The sequence below is a fragment of the Haemophilus sp. HMSC71H05 genome (assembly GCF_001838635.1).
Classification (GTDB): Bacteria; Pseudomonadota; Gammaproteobacteria; order Enterobacterales; family Pasteurellaceae; genus Haemophilus_D; species Haemophilus_D parainfluenzae_R.
Genome location: NZ_KV838037.1, coordinates 27,684 through 45,933 on the forward strand (window position 1 = coordinate 27,684; position 18,250 = coordinate 45,933).

The window sequence follows — 18,250 nt, forward strand, 5'->3', positions numbered from 1 at the left end:
AAAGTATAGCAAATTACACAAAAATGTGTGCTAATCTAATGAAAAAAATGACGGAATAGTTATGAAACCCATTTATTTTATTGCAGATCTTCATTTAAGCGAAACGCATCCGGAATTAACCGCACTTTTTTGTGATTTTATGCAAAACCAAGCACAAGAATCGCAAGCGGTTTATATTTTGGGGGATCTTTTTGATTTTTGGATTGGTGACGATGAAACGTCACCTTTAATCTCACAAGTAAAACAGTTGATAAAAAACCTAACAGAAAAGGGCATAGCTTGTTATTTCATTCATGGTAATCGAGATTTCTTGGTAGGGAAAAAATTTGCACAAGATTGTGGTTTAACGTTATTGCCTGACTATCATTGTGTTGATCTTTATGGTGTGAAAACCTTAATTTGTCATGGTGATACCTTATGTATTGATGATGTGAAATATCAACAATTTCGCCGGAAGGTGCATCAAAAATGGCGACAAAGATTGTTTTTATGCTTGCCATTAAAAGTGCGGTTAAAAATTGCAGAGAAAATTCGCGCGAAGAGTAAACAAGATAAGCAATATAAGTCACTGGATATCATGGATGTGAATTTAGCGTTTACGGCACAAACCGTAAAAGAATTTGGCGTAAATCGATTAATTCACGGTCATACGCATCGAGAAGCCATTCATCAGGAAAAAGGGTACACGCGAATTGTGTTAGGCGATTGGCGAAAAGATTATGCTTCAATTCTGGAAGTAACAGAAAACGGTTATCGGTTTATTTAAACAAAAAGCACAGGATTAAACCTGTGCTTTTTTGTATTAAAACGTGCTGATTTTCAACCGCACTTTATTCTACGGTTACCGATTTCGCTAAGTTACGAGGTTGATCCACGTCAGTTCCTTTAATTAATGCCACATGGTATGACAATAATTGCATAGGAACGGTGTAGAAAATTGGCGCAATAATTTCATTCACTTTTGGCATCGTGATAATTTTCATGCCTTCGCTTGGTGTGAAGCCTGCTTCTTTATCAGCGAACACATAAAGTTGCCCACCACGAGCACGTACCTCTTCAATGTTTGATTTCACTTTTTCAAGTAATTCATTGTTTGGTGCGACCACGATAACCGGCATGTCTGCATCGATTAAGGCTAATGGACCGTGTTTTAATTCACCTGCCGCATAAGCTTCAGCATGGATATAAGAAATTTCTTTTAATTTCAATGAAGCTTCCATTGCGATAGGGTAGAACTCGCCACGACCTAAGAAAAGCGCATGGTTTTTCTCTGCGAAGTCTTCTGCTAATGCTTCGATGTCTTTATCAAATGCAAGGGCTTTTTCAACTTCAGCCGGAAGTGATTGTAACGCTTTTACAATTTCCACTTCTTGTTCGTTTGAGATATTGCCTTTTACTTTACCAATGGCAGTGACTAACATTAATAATGCGGCCAACTGAGTGGTAAAGGCTTTGGTTGATGCCACACCGACTTCAACGCCTGCACGTGTCATGAAGGCAAGATCAGATTCACGTACTAAAGATGAACTTGATACGTTACAGATCGTTAAGGCTGCCATGTAACCTTTTTCTTTTGCAAGACGAAGTGCGGCAAGAGTATCCGCTGTTTCACCAGATTGAGAGATAGTCACTAACAAGCTATTCGGACGAGTCACGAATTTGCGATAGCGGAATTCAGATGCGATTTCAACATCACAGCTTACGCCAGCAAGTGCTTCAAACCAGTAACGAGCAGTCATCCCTGCATTATAAGAGGTACCACAAGCCACAATTTGAATGTGTTCAACTTTTTCTAAAATTTCAGCTGCGCCATTACCAATAGCATCCACAATCACGTTGTTATGAAGGATACGACCTTCCATGGTGTTGATTAATGCATTTGGTTGCTCATAGATTTCTTTTTGCATGAAATGGCGGAATTTGCCTTTTTCTGCTGCATCATTTTCAAGGTTAGACTCGTGCACTTCACGTTCTACTTTTTGACCATTTGCATCGTAAATATCCACGGTACGACGTGTGATTTCTGCAATATCGCCTTCCTCTAAATAGATGAAACGACGAGTTACGCTTAATAGCGCAAGTTGGTCAGATGCAAGGAAGTTTTCACCAATTCCTAAACCAATCACTAACGGGCTGCCTGAACGCGCTGCCACTAAATGTTCTGGATGCTCACGATCTAGTACAACCATGCCGTATGCACCAGTAAGTTGTTTTACGGTTTTTTGGACAGCTTCAAGAAGATTTGAGGCTGTACGCATTTCCCAATTAACAAGGTGAGCAATTACTTCGGTATCAGTTTGAGAATTAAACACATAACCACGTGATTTAAGTAATTCACGTAATTCTTCGTGATTTTCGATGATACCGTTATGGACAACAGCAAAGTTACCTGAAGTATGCGGGTGAGCATTGGCTTCAGAAGGTTCACCATGAGTTGCCCAACGTGTGTGCGCAATCCCTGTACCACCGATTAATGGTTTTACTGCAACGGCTTCATCAAGGGCTTTTACTTTACCTAAGCAGCGCACTCGGTGTAATTCATGGTTTGGATCCACAACAGCAACACCTGCAGAGTCATAACCACGATACTCTAAGCGGTGTAAACCATTAATTAAAATTTCTGCTACATCACGTTGTGCTACCGCACCAACAATACCACACATAGTTTTTCCTTATTTACTAAAATTAAAAGTCTTATTTTTCTGACCGCACTTTATGCCACATCTACACAAATTACTTCTACGCCTTGCGCCATTATGGCGTCTTTATCAGCCTGAGATAATTTGTTATCAGTAATCAGCACATCAATTTGCTGCCAGGTTAATTCCACATTTGGCATTTTTCTGCCAATTTTTTGTGATTCCACCATCACGATCACTTCGCGAGATACTTCAGCCATCACTTGGCTTAAGCGAACCAACTCATTAAATGTCGTTGTACCACGTTCTAAATCAATGCCATCGGCACCAATAAATAATTGGTCAAAATCATAAGAACGTAGCACTTGTTCGGCAATATTGCCCTGGAAGGATTCAGAGCGTGTGTCCCAAGTGCCTCCCGTCATTAAGAGTGTCGGTTCATTTTCGAGTGAACGTAATGCGGTGGCCACCGAAAGCGAATTCGTCATCACAACCAAGCCTTGCTTGCGATTAAGTTGTTTAATCAATGCAGCGGTTGTACTACCACTATCCACAATAATGCGATTGTGATCACGAATACGTTCTGCAGCTGCCTTTGCTAAGACTAACTTTCGTTGCGAAAGTTCATTATCTTGTTCTTCTTCGATGATTTCTTGTGGCATTAAAATGGCACCACCGTATTTACGAAGAAGGAAACCATTACTTTCTAATGCAGTGAGATCTTTTCGAATCGTCACTTCAGAAGTGTCAAATAATTGTACAAGCTGTTCTACACTGACTTCACCTTGTTCTTGCAGTAGCTGCATAATGGCATGTCTGCGTTGTTGGGTATTTCGGTGTTGAATATTTCGTTTCATTATTTATATTCCATAATAAGTTTCGGTTCGGAATTATATCGGCAAAATAATGATTGTAAAGCTAAAATTTAGGCAACAAAAAACCCTGACAAAGCAGGGTTCAATTAAAATTCGTTTTAAGACTAATTATTTGATTGCGTCTTTTAATGCTTTACCAGATACGAATGCTGGAACTTTAGATGCTGCGATTTTGATTTCTGCACCAGTTTGTGGGTTACGGCCAGTACGTGCTGCACGTTTGTTTACTTTGAATGTACCGAAACCGATTAATTGAACAGGTTCACCTTTTTTAAGGCTACCAGTGATAGCGGCTAAAGTAGCTTCTAATGCAGCTTTAGCTTGTTTTTTGTTTAATTCAGCTGCACTTGCAATTGCATCGATTAAATCTGTTTTGTTCATAAATTTGTACCTTCTGTTAAATTAAAATTGACTCTATTCAAATAAGCGTAGCTTTTAACTGCTACGGCTTGGGCAAGTCTAATCGAACTTGGGGGGAAATAAAAGCCCGATTTGCAAAAATTGTGACAAATCTCACGTTATTGCTCAATTTTTATACCAATATTGGAGATTCCCTCCTGCTTTATCTCGTTTCGGAGGGATAAAATCAAGTCTACATCGCGTTTTTCGCAGTCTTTGAGTAAGCGATAGATTTGCCATTGAAGGTCAAGTTCTTCTTCAATTTCTTTACGGCTTTTCAGCTCAGTCTCAGAAAGATCACGATCTTCTTGTGTTTCTAACAAAGAACAAACGGTGCCTAATGAAATTTGGCTGATTTGAATTGCTTTTTCAAGTGTCTCGCCCGCGATAATCGCATGCAACAATTCACCTAGCGCTTCACAAGCATCGAGAGCAGGTACCACACCAAAGAAGTCATAATCATTCACATCAGGAATAATTTCTTCAAGTTTCTCTAATTGGTTCTCGAAATTAATCTTTGCCTCTTTAACCGTTAGAAATTCCCACACTAAGTTTAAAATGTTGTGATAGGTTTTGTCTGCAGGCTTTTGTTCCGTCATTTGGCAGAATAGGGCAAAGTTAGGTGCCATACGCTCGCATAAGCAAGCCATAAAGGTCAGATGTTGCCAGCTTTCGAGATTTTCGAGACGCTTGTGAATCGGATTTCGCATTTTTTTCTCGCTTATTTATGATAGGCTTTAGAGAACTCATGAATCGCATCCACGAAGATTTTTGGCGCACTTTCCGGCACATCTTGGTGAATACCATGACCTAAATTAAACACGTGTCCGCTACCTTGGCCAAAATCAGCTAAAATTGACTGCACTTCTTGCTCAATACGCTCTGCAGGTGCATATAACACACTTGGATCCATATTGCCTTGTAGTGCCACTTTATGGCCTACGCGTGCTTTCGCATCCGCTAAATTCACTGTCCAGTCTAATCCGAGCGCATCACAGCCTGTATTAGCCATGGCTTCTAACCATAACCCGCCGCCTTTAGTAAATAAGGTTACCGGTACTTTACGACCATCGTGTTCACGAATTAAACCATCAACGATTTTATGCATATATTGCAGAGAGAAGTCTAAATATTCACGATGACCTAACACACCGCCCCAGGTATCAAACACCATGACTGCTTGTGCGCCAGCTTTGATTTGAGCATTTAAGTATAAGATCACGGAATCCGCCACCTTGTCTAATAAAAGGTGTAGGGTTTGCGGTTCGGCATACATCATTTTTTTGATTTTATTGAAGGTTTTGCTGCTACCACCTTCAACCATATAAGTCGCCAGTGTCCACGGGCTACCAGAGAAACCAATCAGTGGCACTTCGCCTTTTAGTTCGCGACGAATTGTGCGAACAGCATTCATCACATATTGAAGTTCGCCTTCAGGGTCAGGAATCGGTAAATTTTCGACCGCACTTTTGTTTTCAATTGGATGGGCAAATTTCGGACCTTCACCTGCACCAAAACTTAAGCCTAGCCCCATCGCATCAGGAATAGTCAGAATATCTGAAAATAAAATGGCTGCATCTAAAGCATAGCGACGAAGTGGCTGTAAGGTAACTTCACAAGCTAAATCTGCATTACGGCAAAGAGACATAAAATCGCCCGCTTCAGCGCGTGTTGCTTTATATTCAGGCAAATAGCGTCCCGCTTGGCGCATCATCCATACGGGTGTCATATCCACGGGTTCACGTAATAAGGCTTTTAAATAACGATCATTTTTTAATTCAGACATGGGCTTTCCTTTATTTATTTTTGTTCCGCTTTGCAAAGCTCAAGCGTAGCATTAATTAATTTGAGTGCGATAGTACCTGTTGGCGGTAATTCTGGCAAGGGGGCCGCGCTAGAAAACCATTGTGCATCATGCAGTTCTGTTTCTTGCAGTTGAATTTCCCCGCTGTCGTAATCAGCTAAAAAGCCCACCATTTGTGAATTCGGGAATGCCCAAGGTTGGCTACCGAAATAGCGAATATTCTTCACGCGAATACCAGTTTCTTCAAACACTTCACGATGAACGGCATCTTCGAAGGTTTCACCCACTTCTACAAAACCGGCTAGCGTGGTGTAAATACCTGCTTTGCCAGGCGTGTAATGGCGTTTATGGTTGGCTAATAAAATCTCTGTGCCACGGCGAACGGCGACAATAATCGAAGGGCAAATGACTGGGTAAGTACGATAGCCACAACTTGTGCATTGAACCGCTAGCTCATCGTGAGTTTGTTCCGCTTTTTGACCGCACTTTCCGCAGAATTGGTGGGTTTTCAAAAAATGATTGATTTCCACGCCTCGGCTTAATAAATGAAAATCTTCAGTCGGTAATGACAACAAACTCCGTAAGGAAAGGTATTCTCGTTCATCTTGATCATTTTCTGCCACAAGCCATAAAGGTTGTGATTTCCATTTCCCGAGCAACATTGCTTTTTGCGTTGTGAGGCCGAGTTCCTTTGCTGTTCCGAAAGGCAGATCATTTTCCTGCCAATAAAGTGTCGATCCTTTGGTGAGCAGCCAATATCCCTGATCTTCGGGCTGAATTGCTTTCATATTTTTCTCTTTTTGTTTCAAAAGTGCGGTCATTATAAAAGGGATTTTTCGGAAAAACGAATTTAATTTCTGTGATAAAGATAGCTAGTCAGTTTTCGTTGTGCTACAGTAGCAACCTGTTTTTCTCTTTAAAATTAGGAATGACAAATGTCTTTTTTCTCTTTTGCTTTTTTAGAAAATGCGATGTCTTTTCAAGGTTATTTTAAATATATCGCCATTTTTGTCTCGTTAGGTGCATTGCTTGTGGTGACAAGCTTATATTTGCGTCATCGGTTACAAACCAAATATCGTGATCTCAGTATTATTTTCCTTTTATTAATCATTTTCTTGCTCGGTGTGCAATATAACCAATATGAGCGAAGTGAAGTCTATACAGCTGATACCTCTCGCGTGGTGACATTTTTAAATTCGGTGAAAGACAGTCAAAATTTGCAGAAAGAAGATATTCGTACCAATAGCCGTACATTAACGAACGGCATGATTTTAAATATTCGGGATCAGTATTTCGAAGTCCATTTTAATAATGATTTTTCAGCGTATACCTTATCCCCAATTAACTTAGTAAACCCGAATGTTACTGTGATTGATAAGGAGGATAAATAATGGATGGCTACACATTATTAGGCTTGAAATTGGCCATGGGTATTATTGGACTGGTACTCCAAATTAACTTAATGGGAAAAGGTAACCTTGCACCGACCTCCGCGATGGATCAGGTACAAAACTATGTGCTAGGTGGCATTATTGGTGGTGTGATTTATAGCGATAGTATTGGGGTATTCCAGTTCTCTCTCGTGCTCGTGCTTTGGACATTATTGGTTTTTACCCTCCGTTTTATCAAAAATCATAACAAATTAGTTAAATCTTTGATTGATGGTAAACCTGTTTGGGTGATTTCAAACGGTAAGGTCAAAACCGCTGAATGTATGAAAAACGGTATTGCTGCCCATGACCTCATGTTTAAGTTACGTGCAGCCGGTATCTATGAAATCAAAACGGTTAAACGTGCGGTATTCGAACAAAATGGGCAACTCTCGATTATTCAATACGGCGATGATAACTTACGTTATCCATTAATTGTTGATGGACAATTAGATGATGATATTTTAGACATTATTGATCGTGATGAAGAATGGGTTAAAGCCGAGTTAGAAAAACAGAACCTAACAGTTGAGCAAGTGTATATTGGCGAATATTTGAATGGTCAGTTAGTGACACATTTATATGAAAACAAATAAAAAAAGACCGCACCTTAAAAGTGCGGTCTTTTTTGTTTCATTTTAACCCACGACGAAAGGTAAGTAACCAGCTCTAATCGCAAAAGGAATTGAAGTAATAATCACTCCAAGGACTAAGACGAGTACTAACAATGCTTTACCGCCCCACACTCTGTATGGCAAGTTAGGATGAATCGCACGTGCTTTCCAAACTAATGCTACCGGTAAAACCACTGCGTAGAACGCGAACATTTGACCAGCATAACCCAGAGCGAGAATAAAACCTTCCGGATAGAAAAGGGAGAAAAGCACTGGGGGAATAAAGGTCATTAAACCTAATGAAATACGCCCTGCATGAATATCAAAAGATTGTTTGAGTAAGTCTTCGATACATTCTAATAAACCTAATGCCACCCCTAAGAATGAAGTGACCAATGCTAAAGTGGAGAAGATTTTTACCGCATTCGCAATAATTGGGCTTTGGGTGATTTCTAAGGTTGCTTTCACCAAGCCATTTAACGTGGCGTCTTCACGTAAAATTTGTAAAAACTCATTTTGGCTGAGTAAGCCGTGCGTCGAAAGCTGCCATAAAAAGTAAGCAAATAATGTGATGCCAGAACCCACTAAAATCGCAATGCGTAAGGATTTCACATTACCGTCTAAGTATTTATTTAAACTTGGAATGGAACCGTGGAAACCAAATGCCGTGAAAAATACAGGGCTTGCAGAAATAATTAAAGCGTTATCAATTGGCATCGCCATTAAGTTATCAAATTTGATGTTTGGTAGCATTAATGCGAGCACTAAGATAAAAGCAGCAATCATCACAAAGAATAATACGCGATTGATTTTGTCCACACTGTGTGTGCCGATGACAATAAAACTGCCGAAGAAAATGGTGAATACAAGCACCGCGATTTTGTTCATGGTGTCTTTATCGCCCATGGCTGGGAGTAAATCCATTAATAAGGAACCACCACCACTTACGTAAGCGGCAATTAAGGCATATAAGAAGACAATTAAAACAGCGGTGGAAATAATTCGCCCTGCTTTACCAAAATATTGTGCAGCAAGTGTGCCGATCCCTGCATCACTGTCAGCGGTTTGATACAGTTCCACGAATAAAAGTGCAGTGAAAGTGAGCACAGCCCACAAGCCAATTAATAAGAAAACAGTCGCCGTTAAGCCAATCCCCGCAGAGGTGAGTGGCATTGCCAACATTCCCGCACCAATCATGGTTCCAGCAACAAGTAAGGTACTTCCCATAGTCTTGTTCATTTTACTTCCCTTTGGTTGTAATGATAAATTTACGATGATTGTATTTTAATCTTTACAGTGTGTAAAGTAGGGAAAACAAAATTCTTCTACAAAATGTACGGTAGAAATGACCGCACTTTCCCGATAAAATAGCCGGCAAATCAATTAAGACGAGAGACAATAGTAGGAGAGCGCTTATGATTTATAGTATGACAGCCTTTGCACGCCTTGAAATCAAGAAAGATTGGGGCGATGCAGTTTGGGAAATTCGTTCGGTTAACCAACGTTATTTGGAAAACTTTTTCCGCTTGCCAGAGCAATTCCGTGGCTTGGAAAATGCTTTGCGTGAGAAACTTCGTCAAAATCTTACTCGCGGTAAAATTGAATGTTCATTGCGTATTGATAGCAAAAAACAAGCGGCGGCTGAGCTCAATTTAAATAAGGAATTAGCTAATCAAGTTATCCAATCTTTACAATGGATTAAGGCGCAAGCTGGCGAGGGTGAAATCAATTTAGCAGATGTATTGCGTTATCCCGGCGTGGTAGAAGCGGCTGAGCAAGATCTAGATGCCATCAGTCAAGATTTGTTGACAGCTTTTGATGAGTTGTTGGTGGAATTTATTGCAATGCGTGGCCGTGAAGGCGAAAAACTACAAGCCATTATTCAGCAACGTCTAGATGGTATTACGGTAGAAGCCGAAAAAGTGCGGTCACAAATGCCGGCCGTTTTACAATGGCAGCGTGAGCGTTTATTGCAACGTTTTGAAGAAGCGAAGATTCAACTTGATCCACAACGTGTTGAACAAGAAATGATTTTACTGGCGCAACGTGTGGACGTGGCGGAAGAATTAGATCGTCTGCAAATGCACGTGAAAGAAACCAATAATATCCTGAAAAAAGGTGGGGCAGTAGGTCGTAAACTGGACTTTATGATGCAAGAGCTTAATCGTGAATCTAACACGTTGGCATCAAAATCCATTAATGCCGATATCACCGCTTCTGCCGTGGAATTAAAAGTATTAATCGAACAAATGCGTGAGCAAATTCAAAACCTTGAATAGGAAAAATCATGGCAACATTTATTTCATTAAACCAATATGATTTGGTGGAAGTGGCGGGCGTGGATGCGGAGAAATATCTGCAAGGCCAATTAACTTGTGATGTGGTGCATTTGGTGGCAGGCGCTTCAACGCTTACAGCGCATTGTGATCCTAAAGGCAAAATGAACTCGTTGTTCCGCTTAATTAAGCTTTCTGCAGAGCAGTTTTTGATTTTAATGCCGAAAAATTTATTTGCGCCACTCGATCATTTAAAAAAATATGCCGTGTTTTCAAAAGTGACATTTCAAGTATTGGATTGGAAAATTGTCGGCTTAATTGGTGAAAAGTGCGGTCGAATTCACGCGCAGATTGAATTAGATATTGATGAAAATCGTGCAATTTTGATCAATCCGACACCGTTAGATGTCACCTTCAATGGCGATGAAAAACAATGGCTTTTTGCGGATATTCAAGCGGGCTTACCAAGCTTGAGTGCGGAAACGCAAAATGAATTTATCCCGCAGGCATTAAATCTACAAGCTATCGAACAAGCAATTTCTTTTACTAAAGGCTGTTATATCGGGCAAGAAACTGTCGCGCGAGCCAAATATCGTGGCGCCAATAAACGAGCGATGTATGTGCTTTCGGGTGAAACAACGGTTACACCGAAAATCGGCAGCGAAATTGAAATGCAGTTAGAAACAGCTTGGCGTAAAACGGGTACGATCGTAAGTGCGGTCAATTTTGACGGCGTTTTATGGTTACAAGTGGTGATGAACAACGATTTAGAAGAAGGGATAAGTTTCCGTTTACCTGAAGATGGAACCGTTCTGAAAATTGAACCGTTACCTTATTCCATCAATAGTTAAAAAACGATTTAGTCATTGATGGCTTATAAGCTTATAAGAAGAAAAGAGAGAACCACAATGTTCTCTCTTTTTTTATTTTTTTAAAATCCGCTATAATTCTGAAAAACTCACGAATTGAACTCTATGACTTATTATCTTGGTATTATGTCTGGCACCAGCCTTGACGGGGTGGATATTGCCCTTATTGATATCCAATCTAATCAAACCAAATTAATTGCGGCAGATTTTACACCGATGTCGGCAAATTTACGCGAAAAAGTGACCGCACTTATTCAATCAGGCACAACTACATTACAGGCTCTGGGAGAACTTGACCATCAATTTGGTTTACTGTATGCCGATTGCGTAAATACCTTTTTACATAAATACCAGTTAAAACCAGAACAGATCGAAGCCATTGGCTGTCATGGACAAACAGTGTGGCATTCCCCAAAAGGTCAATTTCCGTTTACCATGCAAATCGGTGATATGAATTTATTAGCCGCTAAAACAGGTATTACGGTCGTTGGTGATTTGCGCCGTAAAGATATGGCATTCGGTGGACAAGGGGCGCCTTTAGTACCCGCCTTTCACCAAGCGGTATTTTTTGATCCTAACTGGGCAACAGTGGTGCTTAATATTGGCGGCATTAGTAATGTATCCTTATTGATACCCGAACAGCCTGTCATTGGCTTTGATACAGGAACCGGTAATACCTTGCTCGACCAATGGATCGAAAAGCATCAAAGAAAAGCTTATGACAAAAATGGTGAATGGGCGGAGTCAGGTCAAGTGAATTCAGATTTGTTAGCGGCATTATTAGATGAAGATTTCTTTCAACTGCCACCACCGAAAAGCACAGGGCGTGAATTATTTAATTTGGCTTGGCTAGAGAATAAAATTCAAAAAATAGCAGGCAAAACGACCGCACTTTTACCACAAGATGTGCAAGCCACCTTGGCTGAATTTACCGTGCAAAGTATTGTTTTAGCCCTTAACAATATTCAGACGACATTACCATGCCGATTACTTGTTTGTGGTGGTGGCGCTAAAAATCAGGCGATTATGAATGGCTTAAAACAAGCATTGCCAAGTTGGCGTATTCAGCTTACGACTGAATTAGATCTTGATATCGATTATGTGGAAGCGGCAGCTTTTGCTTGGTTGGCTTATCGTCGTATGCATAATTTGCCCGCTAATTTACCGAGTGTAACAGGCGCTACAAGTGCGGTTAGTTTAGGGGCAATTTTTCCAAAGGAATAAACCATGGCAGAGAATTTATTACAAACCCTTTCAACTTTAATTACTGAACAACGGAATCCCAATTCCATGCATGTGGATAGTTTGTCTGCATTGGAAATTGTGCAGTTAATGAATGAGGAAGATAAACAAGTGCCTTTGGCAATTGAAAAATGTTTACCTCAAATTGCCCAAGCGGTTGAGCGTACTGTTGCAGCATTTCAACAAGGTGGTCGATTAGTCTATATTGGCGCGGGAACCAGTGGTCGATTGGGGGTACTCGATGCTTCTGAATGCCCACCAACATTTGGTGTATCACCTGAAATGGTAAAAGGTATTATTGCAGGCGGTGAGCGCGCATTACGTCATCCTATTGAAGGGGCGGAAGACAGTAAAGCACAAGCCGTGGTTGATTTACAAACCATTCAATTTTCCTCAAAAGACGTATTGGTGGGCATTGCCGCCAGTGGACGAACACCTTATGTGATTGGTGCATTGGAATATGCGAAAAGTTTAGGTTCAGTGACCGTTTCAATTGCAAGTAATCCGAATTCAGCGATGGCAAATATTGTGGATATTGCTATTGATACGGTAGTGGGACCAGAAGTGCTAACTGGCTCGAGCCGTTTAAAATCGGGTACAGCACAAAAATTAGTACTGAATATGCTTACTACGGCTTCCATGATCTTAATGGGCAAATGCTATCAAAACTTAATGGTGGATGTGCAGGCGAGTAATGAAAAGCTGAAAGCCCGCGCCATTCGCATCGTGATGCAAGCCACGGATTGCGATAAGGCACTCGCAGAAGAGACATTAAAGCAGGCTGATCAAAATGCGAAATTAGCGATTATGATGATCCTGAGTGGATTAGATCGTGCCCAAGCAGAGGCTTTATTAGAAAAACATCACGGCAAGTTACAACTTGCATTGAAATAAGTAAAAATAAAAACGCTAGGCATCAAACCTAGCGTTTTTATCATTTAATAGTTTGCTCAATTAGCAATCTTGTTTGCCGTAAGCATCTTGACGAAGGATTTGACGAACACCTTCATCAAATTGTGCTAAAACGTGATCTGCGTCTTTTGGATCTTTACCGCGAGCATCAAGATAGAACTTGATTTTCGGCTCAGTACCAGATGGACGAACGATTAAGCGGCTACCGTTTTCTAATACGAATACAAGGATGTCGCTTTGACGATCTGTTTTAGTGTGGTCGATGAATTGTGCCACTTTAACGCCACCTACTTCAGCTGGAGGCGTGTTACGAAGTGCGGCCATTAATTTACCAATTTCAGATAAATCGCTTACACGAATAGAAATTTGACCACTTACATAAGCACCGAATTCTTGCGTGAAGTCATTGGCGTAATCCGCTAAGGTTTTGCCTTGAGCTTTCAAGTGACGCACTAAATCTAAGAATACGATCGCGGCAGAAATACCATCTTTATCACGTACTTTATCTGGGTCAACTAAGTAGCCAAGTGCTTCTTCAAAACCGAATAATAAGCCTTGAACTTTACCGATGTATTTGAAACCGGTTAAGGTTTCTTCTGATTGGAAACCGTATTTTTTCGCAATTTCAGCAAGCGCTGGAGAAGATACTAAAGAGCACGCTAATACGCCTTTTTCACCTTTTGCATGATATTGTTTTGCTAAATACCAACCTAAGAAACAGCCTACTACGTTGCCGTGTAAAGATTTCCAGTTACCTTGTGCATCTGGAACAGCTACCGCTAAACGGTCTGCATCTGGGTCATTAGCAATAATGAATTCTGCATTGTGTTCTTTTGCTACTTTAATCGCTAAATCTAATGCACCTTTTTCTTCCGGGTTAGGGAAGTTTACTGTTGGGAATGTGCCGTCTGGCCATACTTGTTCCGCCACAATATGAGGTTGTGGAAGACCGGCTTTGGTTAAGGTTTTACTTAATACTTCATAGCCTACACCGTGCATTGCAGTATAAACGTAGTTTATGTCTGCTTCTGGTTCTTTAGCAAGAGATGCTGTTTTTTCAATATAAGCGTTAACCACTTCATCATCTAACACCACATAATCTTGGCTACGTGGTAAATCTTTTACATTGCCTGCGGCCACTTTGTCGATTAATGCCGCGATATCTTTATCTGCCGGAGAAACGATTTGGCCACCGCCATTCGCTTTACCCAAATACACTTTATAACCGTTATCTTCAGGTGGGTTGTGGCTTGCTGTCACCATCACACCTGCTGTGGTATCAAAATATTGAATTGCGTAAGCTAATACTGGCGTTGGTAATTTACGTGGAAGTAAATAAGCTTTCACGCCTGCACCTGCCATGATCTCAGCGGTATCACGTGCGAAAACATCAGAGTTTTTACGACCATCATAACCAATCACGATAGAAGGTTGTTTGTCGTAATCTTTTAAATAGTCCGCTAAACCGCCCGCAGCTTGTGCTACTAATACACGGTTCATCCCCATAGGGCCAGCTTGTAATGGTCCACGAAGTCCCGCCGTACCAAATTGTAAACGGCCACTAAAGCGAGCTTGTAATTCAGATTTTGCTTTTTCATCACCGTTTTTCGCCGCCGTTAAAAGTGCGGTTAATTCTGCATGAGTTTCTGCATCAGGATCTTGGTTTAACCAGTTTTGTGCAATATCAAAAAGCGTTGTCATGATGTTTTCTCCTTGTAAAAACTAATTCTTGTTAGACTAGCTGAAAATGACTTTAATTTAAATGACTATTTTGCTTTTTTACTGAAAATTTAAGCTTTTTTTGATCGCAACCGTTTTCTCTTGATATAAAAACGGCGTAAAAAATATTTACGCCGTGAGAGTGATATAAATTTATATAAAATAATAAAAATTAGAGAAGAAGGGCAGAACCCCATTTAATAATATCAAAGAAGAATTTGTTTTGATTGGTTGCAATACCATCACCCGTTTTCTTCAATGTGCCGTCATCATTTTTCGTTTCATCTACCATGCCATTTACATACTGGCCTTTCACCACATCTAAGTCTTCTTTTGCCTGAGTACGTAAGATTTGGCAAGCTTTTGGCTCTAATGCATCAACATCACCAAGTTCTGCGCGGAATTTCTTAAATTGATAGGTCGCATAATTCATCGATTTTTCATCTTTTTGAATCATTTTTACATAATCTTCACCGATAATTTTTTCTAACGGATAGAAAAAGACATATTGGGAATGAATATAGCTATCTTCTTTGGCAAAATGTTGTTGCTGAATGCGAGTTAAATTTGGATAGATACATTGTTCAGCTTGTTTACTCGCTGTAGCCCATGCTTTCGCATTCTCATCTGAAAGGAGATAATCAGCTTGTGCGAATTCAGCAGGAATAGTTGATTGTGATGAACCGAATAAACTACAAGCATTCAATAACATAATGCTGCTTAAAAAAATAAATTTTTTCACTTAAATTTCCTTATAACATCTAGAATGGCAAAATTTTAGCAACAACAATCTGATTGTAAAGTGATTCTCTAATTGAGAAGTGATTTTCTTTCCCGAACTAAAAAACTTCCGCTATAATGACCGCACTTTTTACACTTATAAAGGAAAGAACAATGCAAAATCCAAAAGATGATGTTTTATATGCACCAGTTGAGTGGGTTGATCATAGCGAAGGTTATACTGATATCCGTTTCCACAAATCGACTGATGGTATTGCAAAAATCACCATTAACCGTCCAGAAGTGCGTAACGCATTTCGTCCGCAAACAGTTAAAGAAATGATCCATGCATTTTCTAACGCGCGTTTCGATGAAAAAATCGGCGTAATTGTGTTAACCGGTGAAGGCGAAAAAGCATTCTGTTCTGGTGGTGACCAAAAAATTCGTGGTGACTACGGCGGTTACAAAGATGAAAGCGGTGTACATCACTTAAATGTATTGGATTTCCAACGTGATATTCGTACTTGTCCAAAACCAGTGGTGGCAATGGTCGCAGGTTATGCGATTGGTGGTGGTCACGTACTTCATATGTTATGTGATTTAACTATTGCGGCAGACAATGCGATTTTTGGTCAAACTGGTCCTAAAGTAGGTTCATTTGATGGTGGTTGGGGCGCAAGCTATATGGCGCGTTTAGTGGGGCAGAAAAAAGCCCGCGAAATTTGGTTCTTATGCCGCCAATATAATGCGCAAGAAGCATTAGATATGGGCTTAGTGAATACCGTAGTACCTTATGCAGATTTAGAAAAAGAAACTGTGCGTTGGTGCCGTGAAATGTTACGTAACAGCCCAATTGCATTACGTTGCTTAAAAGCCGCATTAAATGCAGACTGTGATGGTCAATCAGGTTTACAAGAGCTCGCAGGTAATGCAACCATGTTGTTCTATATGACTGAAGAAGGTCAAGAAGGTCGTAACGCGTTTAACGAAAAACGCGCACCAGATTTCAGCAAATTCAGACGTAATCCTTAATTTGAACATAAAAGTGCGGTTAGAAATCTGTGTGTTTTTAACCGCACTTTTGTCATCAAGGAGAATAAGATGGAAAGCAAATCATTTAATCTTTATCGTTATTCTATTCCAGTCGACAGCCAATTGATTTTACGTGGACGTTTTTTAAAACGTCGTGAAGGTTTGATTGTACGTGTTGCTTGCAGCCGTGATGGCTGGGGGGAAATTGCACCTTTACCTGGGTTTAGCGAAGAAACTATCGAACAAGCGCAAGAGCAAGCTATTGAATGGCTGACGAATTGGTGTCATGCAAGTTGCGAAGCGCCAAGAGTCCCCCTTGATGGTTGTTATCCTTCCGTTGCTTTTGGTATTAGCGCGGCGATGGATGAGATGAAACGTTATTTAAATGAGGAAGGTAACTATCATACGGCACCGTTGTGCTATGGCGATCCTGATGAGTTATATGCAGAACTGAATCAAATGCCAGGTGACAAAGTGGCTAAAATTAAGGTCGGTATGTATGAAGCGAATCGTGATGGCTTGATTACGGATATGTTTCTTGAAGCTATTCCTGATTTGCAATTACGTCTAGATGCGAATCGCCAATGGACCTTGGAAAAGGCGTTAAAATTTGCGGAGAAAGTGAAAACGCAACATCGTTCACGTATTCAATTTCTGGAAGAACCTTGTAAAACCCGTGAAGAAAGTCGTCAGTTTGCAGCTCAAACGGGCATTAATATTGCTTGGGATGAAAGTGTGCGTGAGCCAGATTTTCTTGTAGAAAATGAACCGCACTTAAGTGCCATTGTGATTAAACCAACATTGGTTGGTTCGCTACAAGATTGTCAAAAGCTGATTGCGCAAGCGCATAGTTTGGGCATAAAAGCAGTGATTAGCTCAAGTATTGAAAGTAGCCTTGGATTGACGCAACTCGCTCGTATTGCAGCACAATATACCCCCAATGTAACACCTGGATTGGATACCTTGAATTTGATGCAACATCAAGTATTACGTGCGTGGCCGGGCTCAGATTTACCGCTAATTGATTTAAATTCAGAATTTATTACCAAAATTGTATAGAGATACGACCACCATTACACAAAAAATCGCTATAATTCGCACAAGTTAAAGGATGTGAAAATGTCAAAAAAATTCAATATTTTGCTGTTAAATGGCCCGAACTTGAATATGTTGGGCGCAAGGGAACCAAAACATTATGGTTCACTTTCATTATCTGCCATTGAAGAAAATGTGGGTAAACTTGCTGAGCAGCATGGTGTGAATTTGGAGTGTTTCCAAGCAAATAGCGAAGAAAAGTTAATTAATAAGATTCATCAAAGTTTTCAGAAAGTGGATTTTATTTTAATTAACCCGGCAGCTTATACGCATACCAGTGTTGCATTGCGCGATGCGTTGCTTGCAGTGTCAATTCCTTTTGTCGAAATTCATTTGTCTAATGTACATAAACGCGAGCCATTCCGTCATCATTCTTACTTTAGTGATGTGGCTGAAGGTGTGATTTGTGGCTTAGGTGCAAAAGGCTATGAGTTTGCTCTCCAATTTGCGTTAGATTTTTTAAATAAAAAAGCATAAAATTTCACAAAATTTACAGATTTTCGCAGAAATTTATCGCAAAGTTCATGATTTTGCGGTAATCTTGCCGACACAAAAAACATGTTTCAAAATGACCGCACTTTGGAAATCAATTCTGAAAGTGCGGTTAACAATTCATTATTATTT

General features: G+C 40.2%; 19 protein-coding genes. 10 read left to right on the forward strand and 9 right to left on the reverse strand.

The genetic code is table 11. The annotated features are described in order from the left end of the window. The first annotated feature begins 61 nt into the window (after window positions 1-61). Window positions 62-766, forward strand: coding sequence for a UDP-2,3-diacylglucosamine diphosphatase (lpxH, locus tag HMPREF3279_RS06380; RefSeq protein ID WP_070868555.1), 705 nt, complete (start codon window positions 62-64; stop codon window positions 764-766). Window positions 767-830: 64 nt separating this feature from the next. On the opposite strand, the gene glmS is transcribed toward lpxH, so the two are convergent. The 6 genes from glmS to nudC form a co-directional block, all read right to left on the reverse strand. Further along, a complete protein-coding gene (gene glmS / locus HMPREF3279_RS06385) occupies window positions 831-2,663 on the reverse strand; it encodes a glutamine--fructose-6-phosphate transaminase (isomerizing) (RefSeq protein ID WP_014064713.1) in 1,833 nt (610 codons plus the stop codon). A gap of 50 nt (window positions 2,664-2,713) precedes the next feature. Further along, window positions 2,714-3,496, reverse strand: coding sequence for a DeoR/GlpR family DNA-binding transcription regulator (locus HMPREF3279_RS06390; RefSeq protein WP_070868558.1), 783 nt, complete (start codon window positions 3,494-3,496; stop codon window positions 2,714-2,716). 126 nt (window positions 3,497-3,622) lie between these two features. Beyond that, a complete protein-coding gene (locus HMPREF3279_RS06395; RefSeq protein WP_005696943.1) occupies window positions 3,623-3,895 on the reverse strand; it encodes an HU family DNA-binding protein in 273 nt (90 codons plus the stop codon). Between the two features lie 137 nt (window positions 3,896-4,032). After that, window positions 4,033-4,623, reverse strand: coding sequence for a YjaG family protein (locus HMPREF3279_RS06400; RefSeq protein WP_070868561.1), 591 nt, complete (start codon window positions 4,621-4,623; stop codon window positions 4,033-4,035). Between the two features lie 11 nt (window positions 4,624-4,634). Then, window positions 4,635-5,699, reverse strand: coding sequence for a uroporphyrinogen decarboxylase (gene hemE / locus HMPREF3279_RS06405; RefSeq protein ID WP_070868564.1), 1,065 nt, complete (start codon window positions 5,697-5,699; stop codon window positions 4,635-4,637). Window positions 5,700-5,713: 14 nt separating this feature from the next. After that, window positions 5,714-6,505, reverse strand: coding sequence for an NAD(+) diphosphatase (nudC, locus tag HMPREF3279_RS06410; RefSeq protein ID WP_070868567.1), 792 nt, complete (start codon window positions 6,503-6,505; stop codon window positions 5,714-5,716). Between the two features lie 147 nt (window positions 6,506-6,652). On the opposite strand from nudC, the gene HMPREF3279_RS06415 reads away from it, so the two are divergent. Both HMPREF3279_RS06415 and HMPREF3279_RS06420 read left to right on the forward strand, forming a co-directional pair. Next, window positions 6,653-7,108 carry a DUF3290 family protein gene (locus tag HMPREF3279_RS06415; protein WP_070591889.1) on the forward strand — a complete coding sequence of 152 codons (456 nt, stop codon included), beginning with the start codon at window positions 6,653-6,655 and terminating at the stop codon, window positions 7,106-7,108. Next, window positions 7,108-7,743: a DUF421 domain-containing protein gene (locus HMPREF3279_RS06420; RefSeq protein WP_070591886.1), complete on the forward strand. Its 636-nt coding sequence runs from the start codon at window positions 7,108-7,110 to the stop codon at window positions 7,741-7,743. Before HMPREF3279_RS06415 ends, HMPREF3279_RS06420 begins: the two co-directional genes overlap by 1 nt. 42 nt (window positions 7,744-7,785) lie before the next feature. Here HMPREF3279_RS06420 and HMPREF3279_RS06425 read toward each other — a convergent pair whose 3' ends face one another. Continuing rightward, complete coding sequence (locus tag HMPREF3279_RS06425) at window positions 7,786-9,000, reverse strand: aromatic amino acid transporter (protein WP_070868570.1); 1,215 nt, start codon at window positions 8,998-9,000, stop codon at window positions 7,786-7,788. 176 nt (window positions 9,001-9,176) lie between these two features. Between HMPREF3279_RS06425 and HMPREF3279_RS06430 the strand changes: the two genes are divergently transcribed. The 4 genes from HMPREF3279_RS06430 (at window position 9,177) to murQ (ending at window position 13,042) form a co-directional block, all read left to right on the forward strand. Next, window positions 9,177-10,040 (forward strand): YicC/YloC family endoribonuclease, encoded by an 864-nt coding sequence (locus tag HMPREF3279_RS06430; RefSeq protein WP_070868573.1) that lies wholly within the window; start codon window positions 9,177-9,179, stop codon window positions 10,038-10,040. An 8-nt stretch (window positions 10,041-10,048) separates the two neighbouring features. Next, window positions 10,049-10,888, forward strand: a complete 840-nt coding sequence (locus tag HMPREF3279_RS06435) for a CAF17-like 4Fe-4S cluster assembly/insertion protein YgfZ (protein WP_070868576.1) — start codon at window positions 10,049-10,051, stop codon at window positions 10,886-10,888. Window positions 10,889-11,011: 123 nt separating this feature from the next. Continuing rightward, the gene (locus HMPREF3279_RS06440) at window positions 11,012-12,130 is read left to right on the forward strand and encodes an anhydro-N-acetylmuramic acid kinase (protein WP_070868579.1); all 1,119 of its coding nucleotides are present in this window, start codon (window positions 11,012-11,014) and stop codon (window positions 12,128-12,130) included. 3 nt (window positions 12,131-12,133) lie between these two features. Next, the gene (gene murQ, locus HMPREF3279_RS06445; RefSeq protein WP_070868581.1) at window positions 12,134-13,042 is read left to right on the forward strand and encodes an N-acetylmuramic acid 6-phosphate etherase; all 909 of its coding nucleotides are present in this window, start codon (window positions 12,134-12,136) and stop codon (window positions 13,040-13,042) included. 60 nt (window positions 13,043-13,102) lie between these two features. On the opposite strand, the gene HMPREF3279_RS06450 is transcribed toward murQ, so the two are convergent. Beyond that, window positions 13,103-14,761 carry a phospho-sugar mutase gene (locus HMPREF3279_RS06450; RefSeq protein ID WP_070868584.1) on the reverse strand — a complete coding sequence of 553 codons (1,659 nt, stop codon included), beginning with the start codon at window positions 14,759-14,761 and terminating at the stop codon, window positions 13,103-13,105. A gap of 190 nt (window positions 14,762-14,951) precedes the next feature. After that, window positions 14,952-15,491 carry a DUF5358 domain-containing protein gene (locus HMPREF3279_RS06455; protein ID WP_049384165.1) on the reverse strand — a complete coding sequence of 180 codons (540 nt, stop codon included), beginning with the start codon at window positions 15,489-15,491 and terminating at the stop codon, window positions 14,952-14,954. Between the two features lie 182 nt (window positions 15,492-15,673). On the opposite strand from HMPREF3279_RS06455, the gene menB reads away from it, so the two are divergent. From menB to aroQ, 3 genes are all read left to right on the forward strand, one after another. Continuing rightward, entirely contained in the window at window positions 15,674-16,531 is an 858-nt protein-coding gene (menB, locus tag HMPREF3279_RS06460; RefSeq protein WP_005698319.1) for a 1,4-dihydroxy-2-naphthoyl-CoA synthase, read from the forward strand. Window positions 16,532-16,600: 69 nt separating this feature from the next. Next, complete coding sequence (gene menC / locus HMPREF3279_RS06465) at window positions 16,601-17,590, forward strand: o-succinylbenzoate synthase (protein WP_070868587.1); 990 nt, start codon at window positions 16,601-16,603, stop codon at window positions 17,588-17,590. 60 nt (window positions 17,591-17,650) lie between these two features. Then, on the forward strand, window positions 17,651-18,103 hold the full coding sequence (aroQ, locus tag HMPREF3279_RS06470) for a type II 3-dehydroquinate dehydratase (RefSeq protein ID WP_065285857.1): 453 nt from the start codon (window positions 17,651-17,653) through the stop codon (window positions 18,101-18,103). Window positions 18,104-18,250: the final 147 nt, after the last annotated feature.

Coding starts and splice junctions, on each gene's coding strand:
- lpxH (WP_070868555.1), top strand. CDS start 62: ATGAAACCCATTTATTTTATTGCAGATCTTCATTTAAGCGAAACGCAT.
- glmS (WP_014064713.1), bottom strand. CDS start 2,663: ATGTGTGGTATTGTTGGTGCGGTAGCACAACGTGATGTAGCAGAAATT.
- HMPREF3279_RS06390 (WP_070868558.1), bottom strand. CDS start 3,496: ATGAAACGAAATATTCAACACCGAAATACCCAACAACGCAGACATGCC.
- HMPREF3279_RS06395 (WP_005696943.1), bottom strand. CDS start 3,895: ATGAACAAAACAGATTTAATCGATGCAATTGCAAGTGCAGCTGAATTA.
- HMPREF3279_RS06400 (WP_070868561.1), bottom strand. CDS start 4,623: ATGCGAAATCCGATTCACAAGCGTCTCGAAAATCTCGAAAGCTGGCAA.
- hemE (WP_070868564.1), bottom strand. CDS start 5,699: ATGTCTGAATTAAAAAATGATCGTTATTTAAAAGCCTTATTACGTGAA.
- nudC (WP_070868567.1), bottom strand. CDS start 6,505: ATGAAAGCAATTCAGCCCGAAGATCAGGGATATTGGCTGCTCACCAAA.
- HMPREF3279_RS06415 (WP_070591889.1), top strand. CDS start 6,653: ATGTCTTTTTTCTCTTTTGCTTTTTTAGAAAATGCGATGTCTTTTCAA.
- HMPREF3279_RS06420 (WP_070591886.1), top strand. CDS start 7,108: ATGGATGGCTACACATTATTAGGCTTGAAATTGGCCATGGGTATTATT.
- HMPREF3279_RS06425 (WP_070868570.1), bottom strand. CDS start 9,000: ATGAACAAGACTATGGGAAGTACCTTACTTGTTGCTGGAACCATGATT.
- HMPREF3279_RS06430 (WP_070868573.1), top strand. CDS start 9,177: ATGATTTATAGTATGACAGCCTTTGCACGCCTTGAAATCAAGAAAGAT.
- HMPREF3279_RS06435 (WP_070868576.1), top strand. CDS start 10,049: ATGGCAACATTTATTTCATTAAACCAATATGATTTGGTGGAAGTGGCG.
- HMPREF3279_RS06440 (WP_070868579.1), top strand. CDS start 11,012: ATGACTTATTATCTTGGTATTATGTCTGGCACCAGCCTTGACGGGGTG.
- murQ (WP_070868581.1), top strand. CDS start 12,134: ATGGCAGAGAATTTATTACAAACCCTTTCAACTTTAATTACTGAACAA.
- HMPREF3279_RS06450 (WP_070868584.1), bottom strand. CDS start 14,761: ATGACAACGCTTTTTGATATTGCACAAAACTGGTTAAACCAAGATCCT.
- HMPREF3279_RS06455 (WP_049384165.1), bottom strand. CDS start 15,491: ATGTTATTGAATGCTTGTAGTTTATTCGGTTCATCACAATCAACTATT.
- menB (WP_005698319.1), top strand. CDS start 15,674: ATGCAAAATCCAAAAGATGATGTTTTATATGCACCAGTTGAGTGGGTT.
- menC (WP_070868587.1), top strand. CDS start 16,601: ATGGAAAGCAAATCATTTAATCTTTATCGTTATTCTATTCCAGTCGAC.
- aroQ (WP_065285857.1), top strand. CDS start 17,651: ATGTCAAAAAAATTCAATATTTTGCTGTTAAATGGCCCGAACTTGAAT.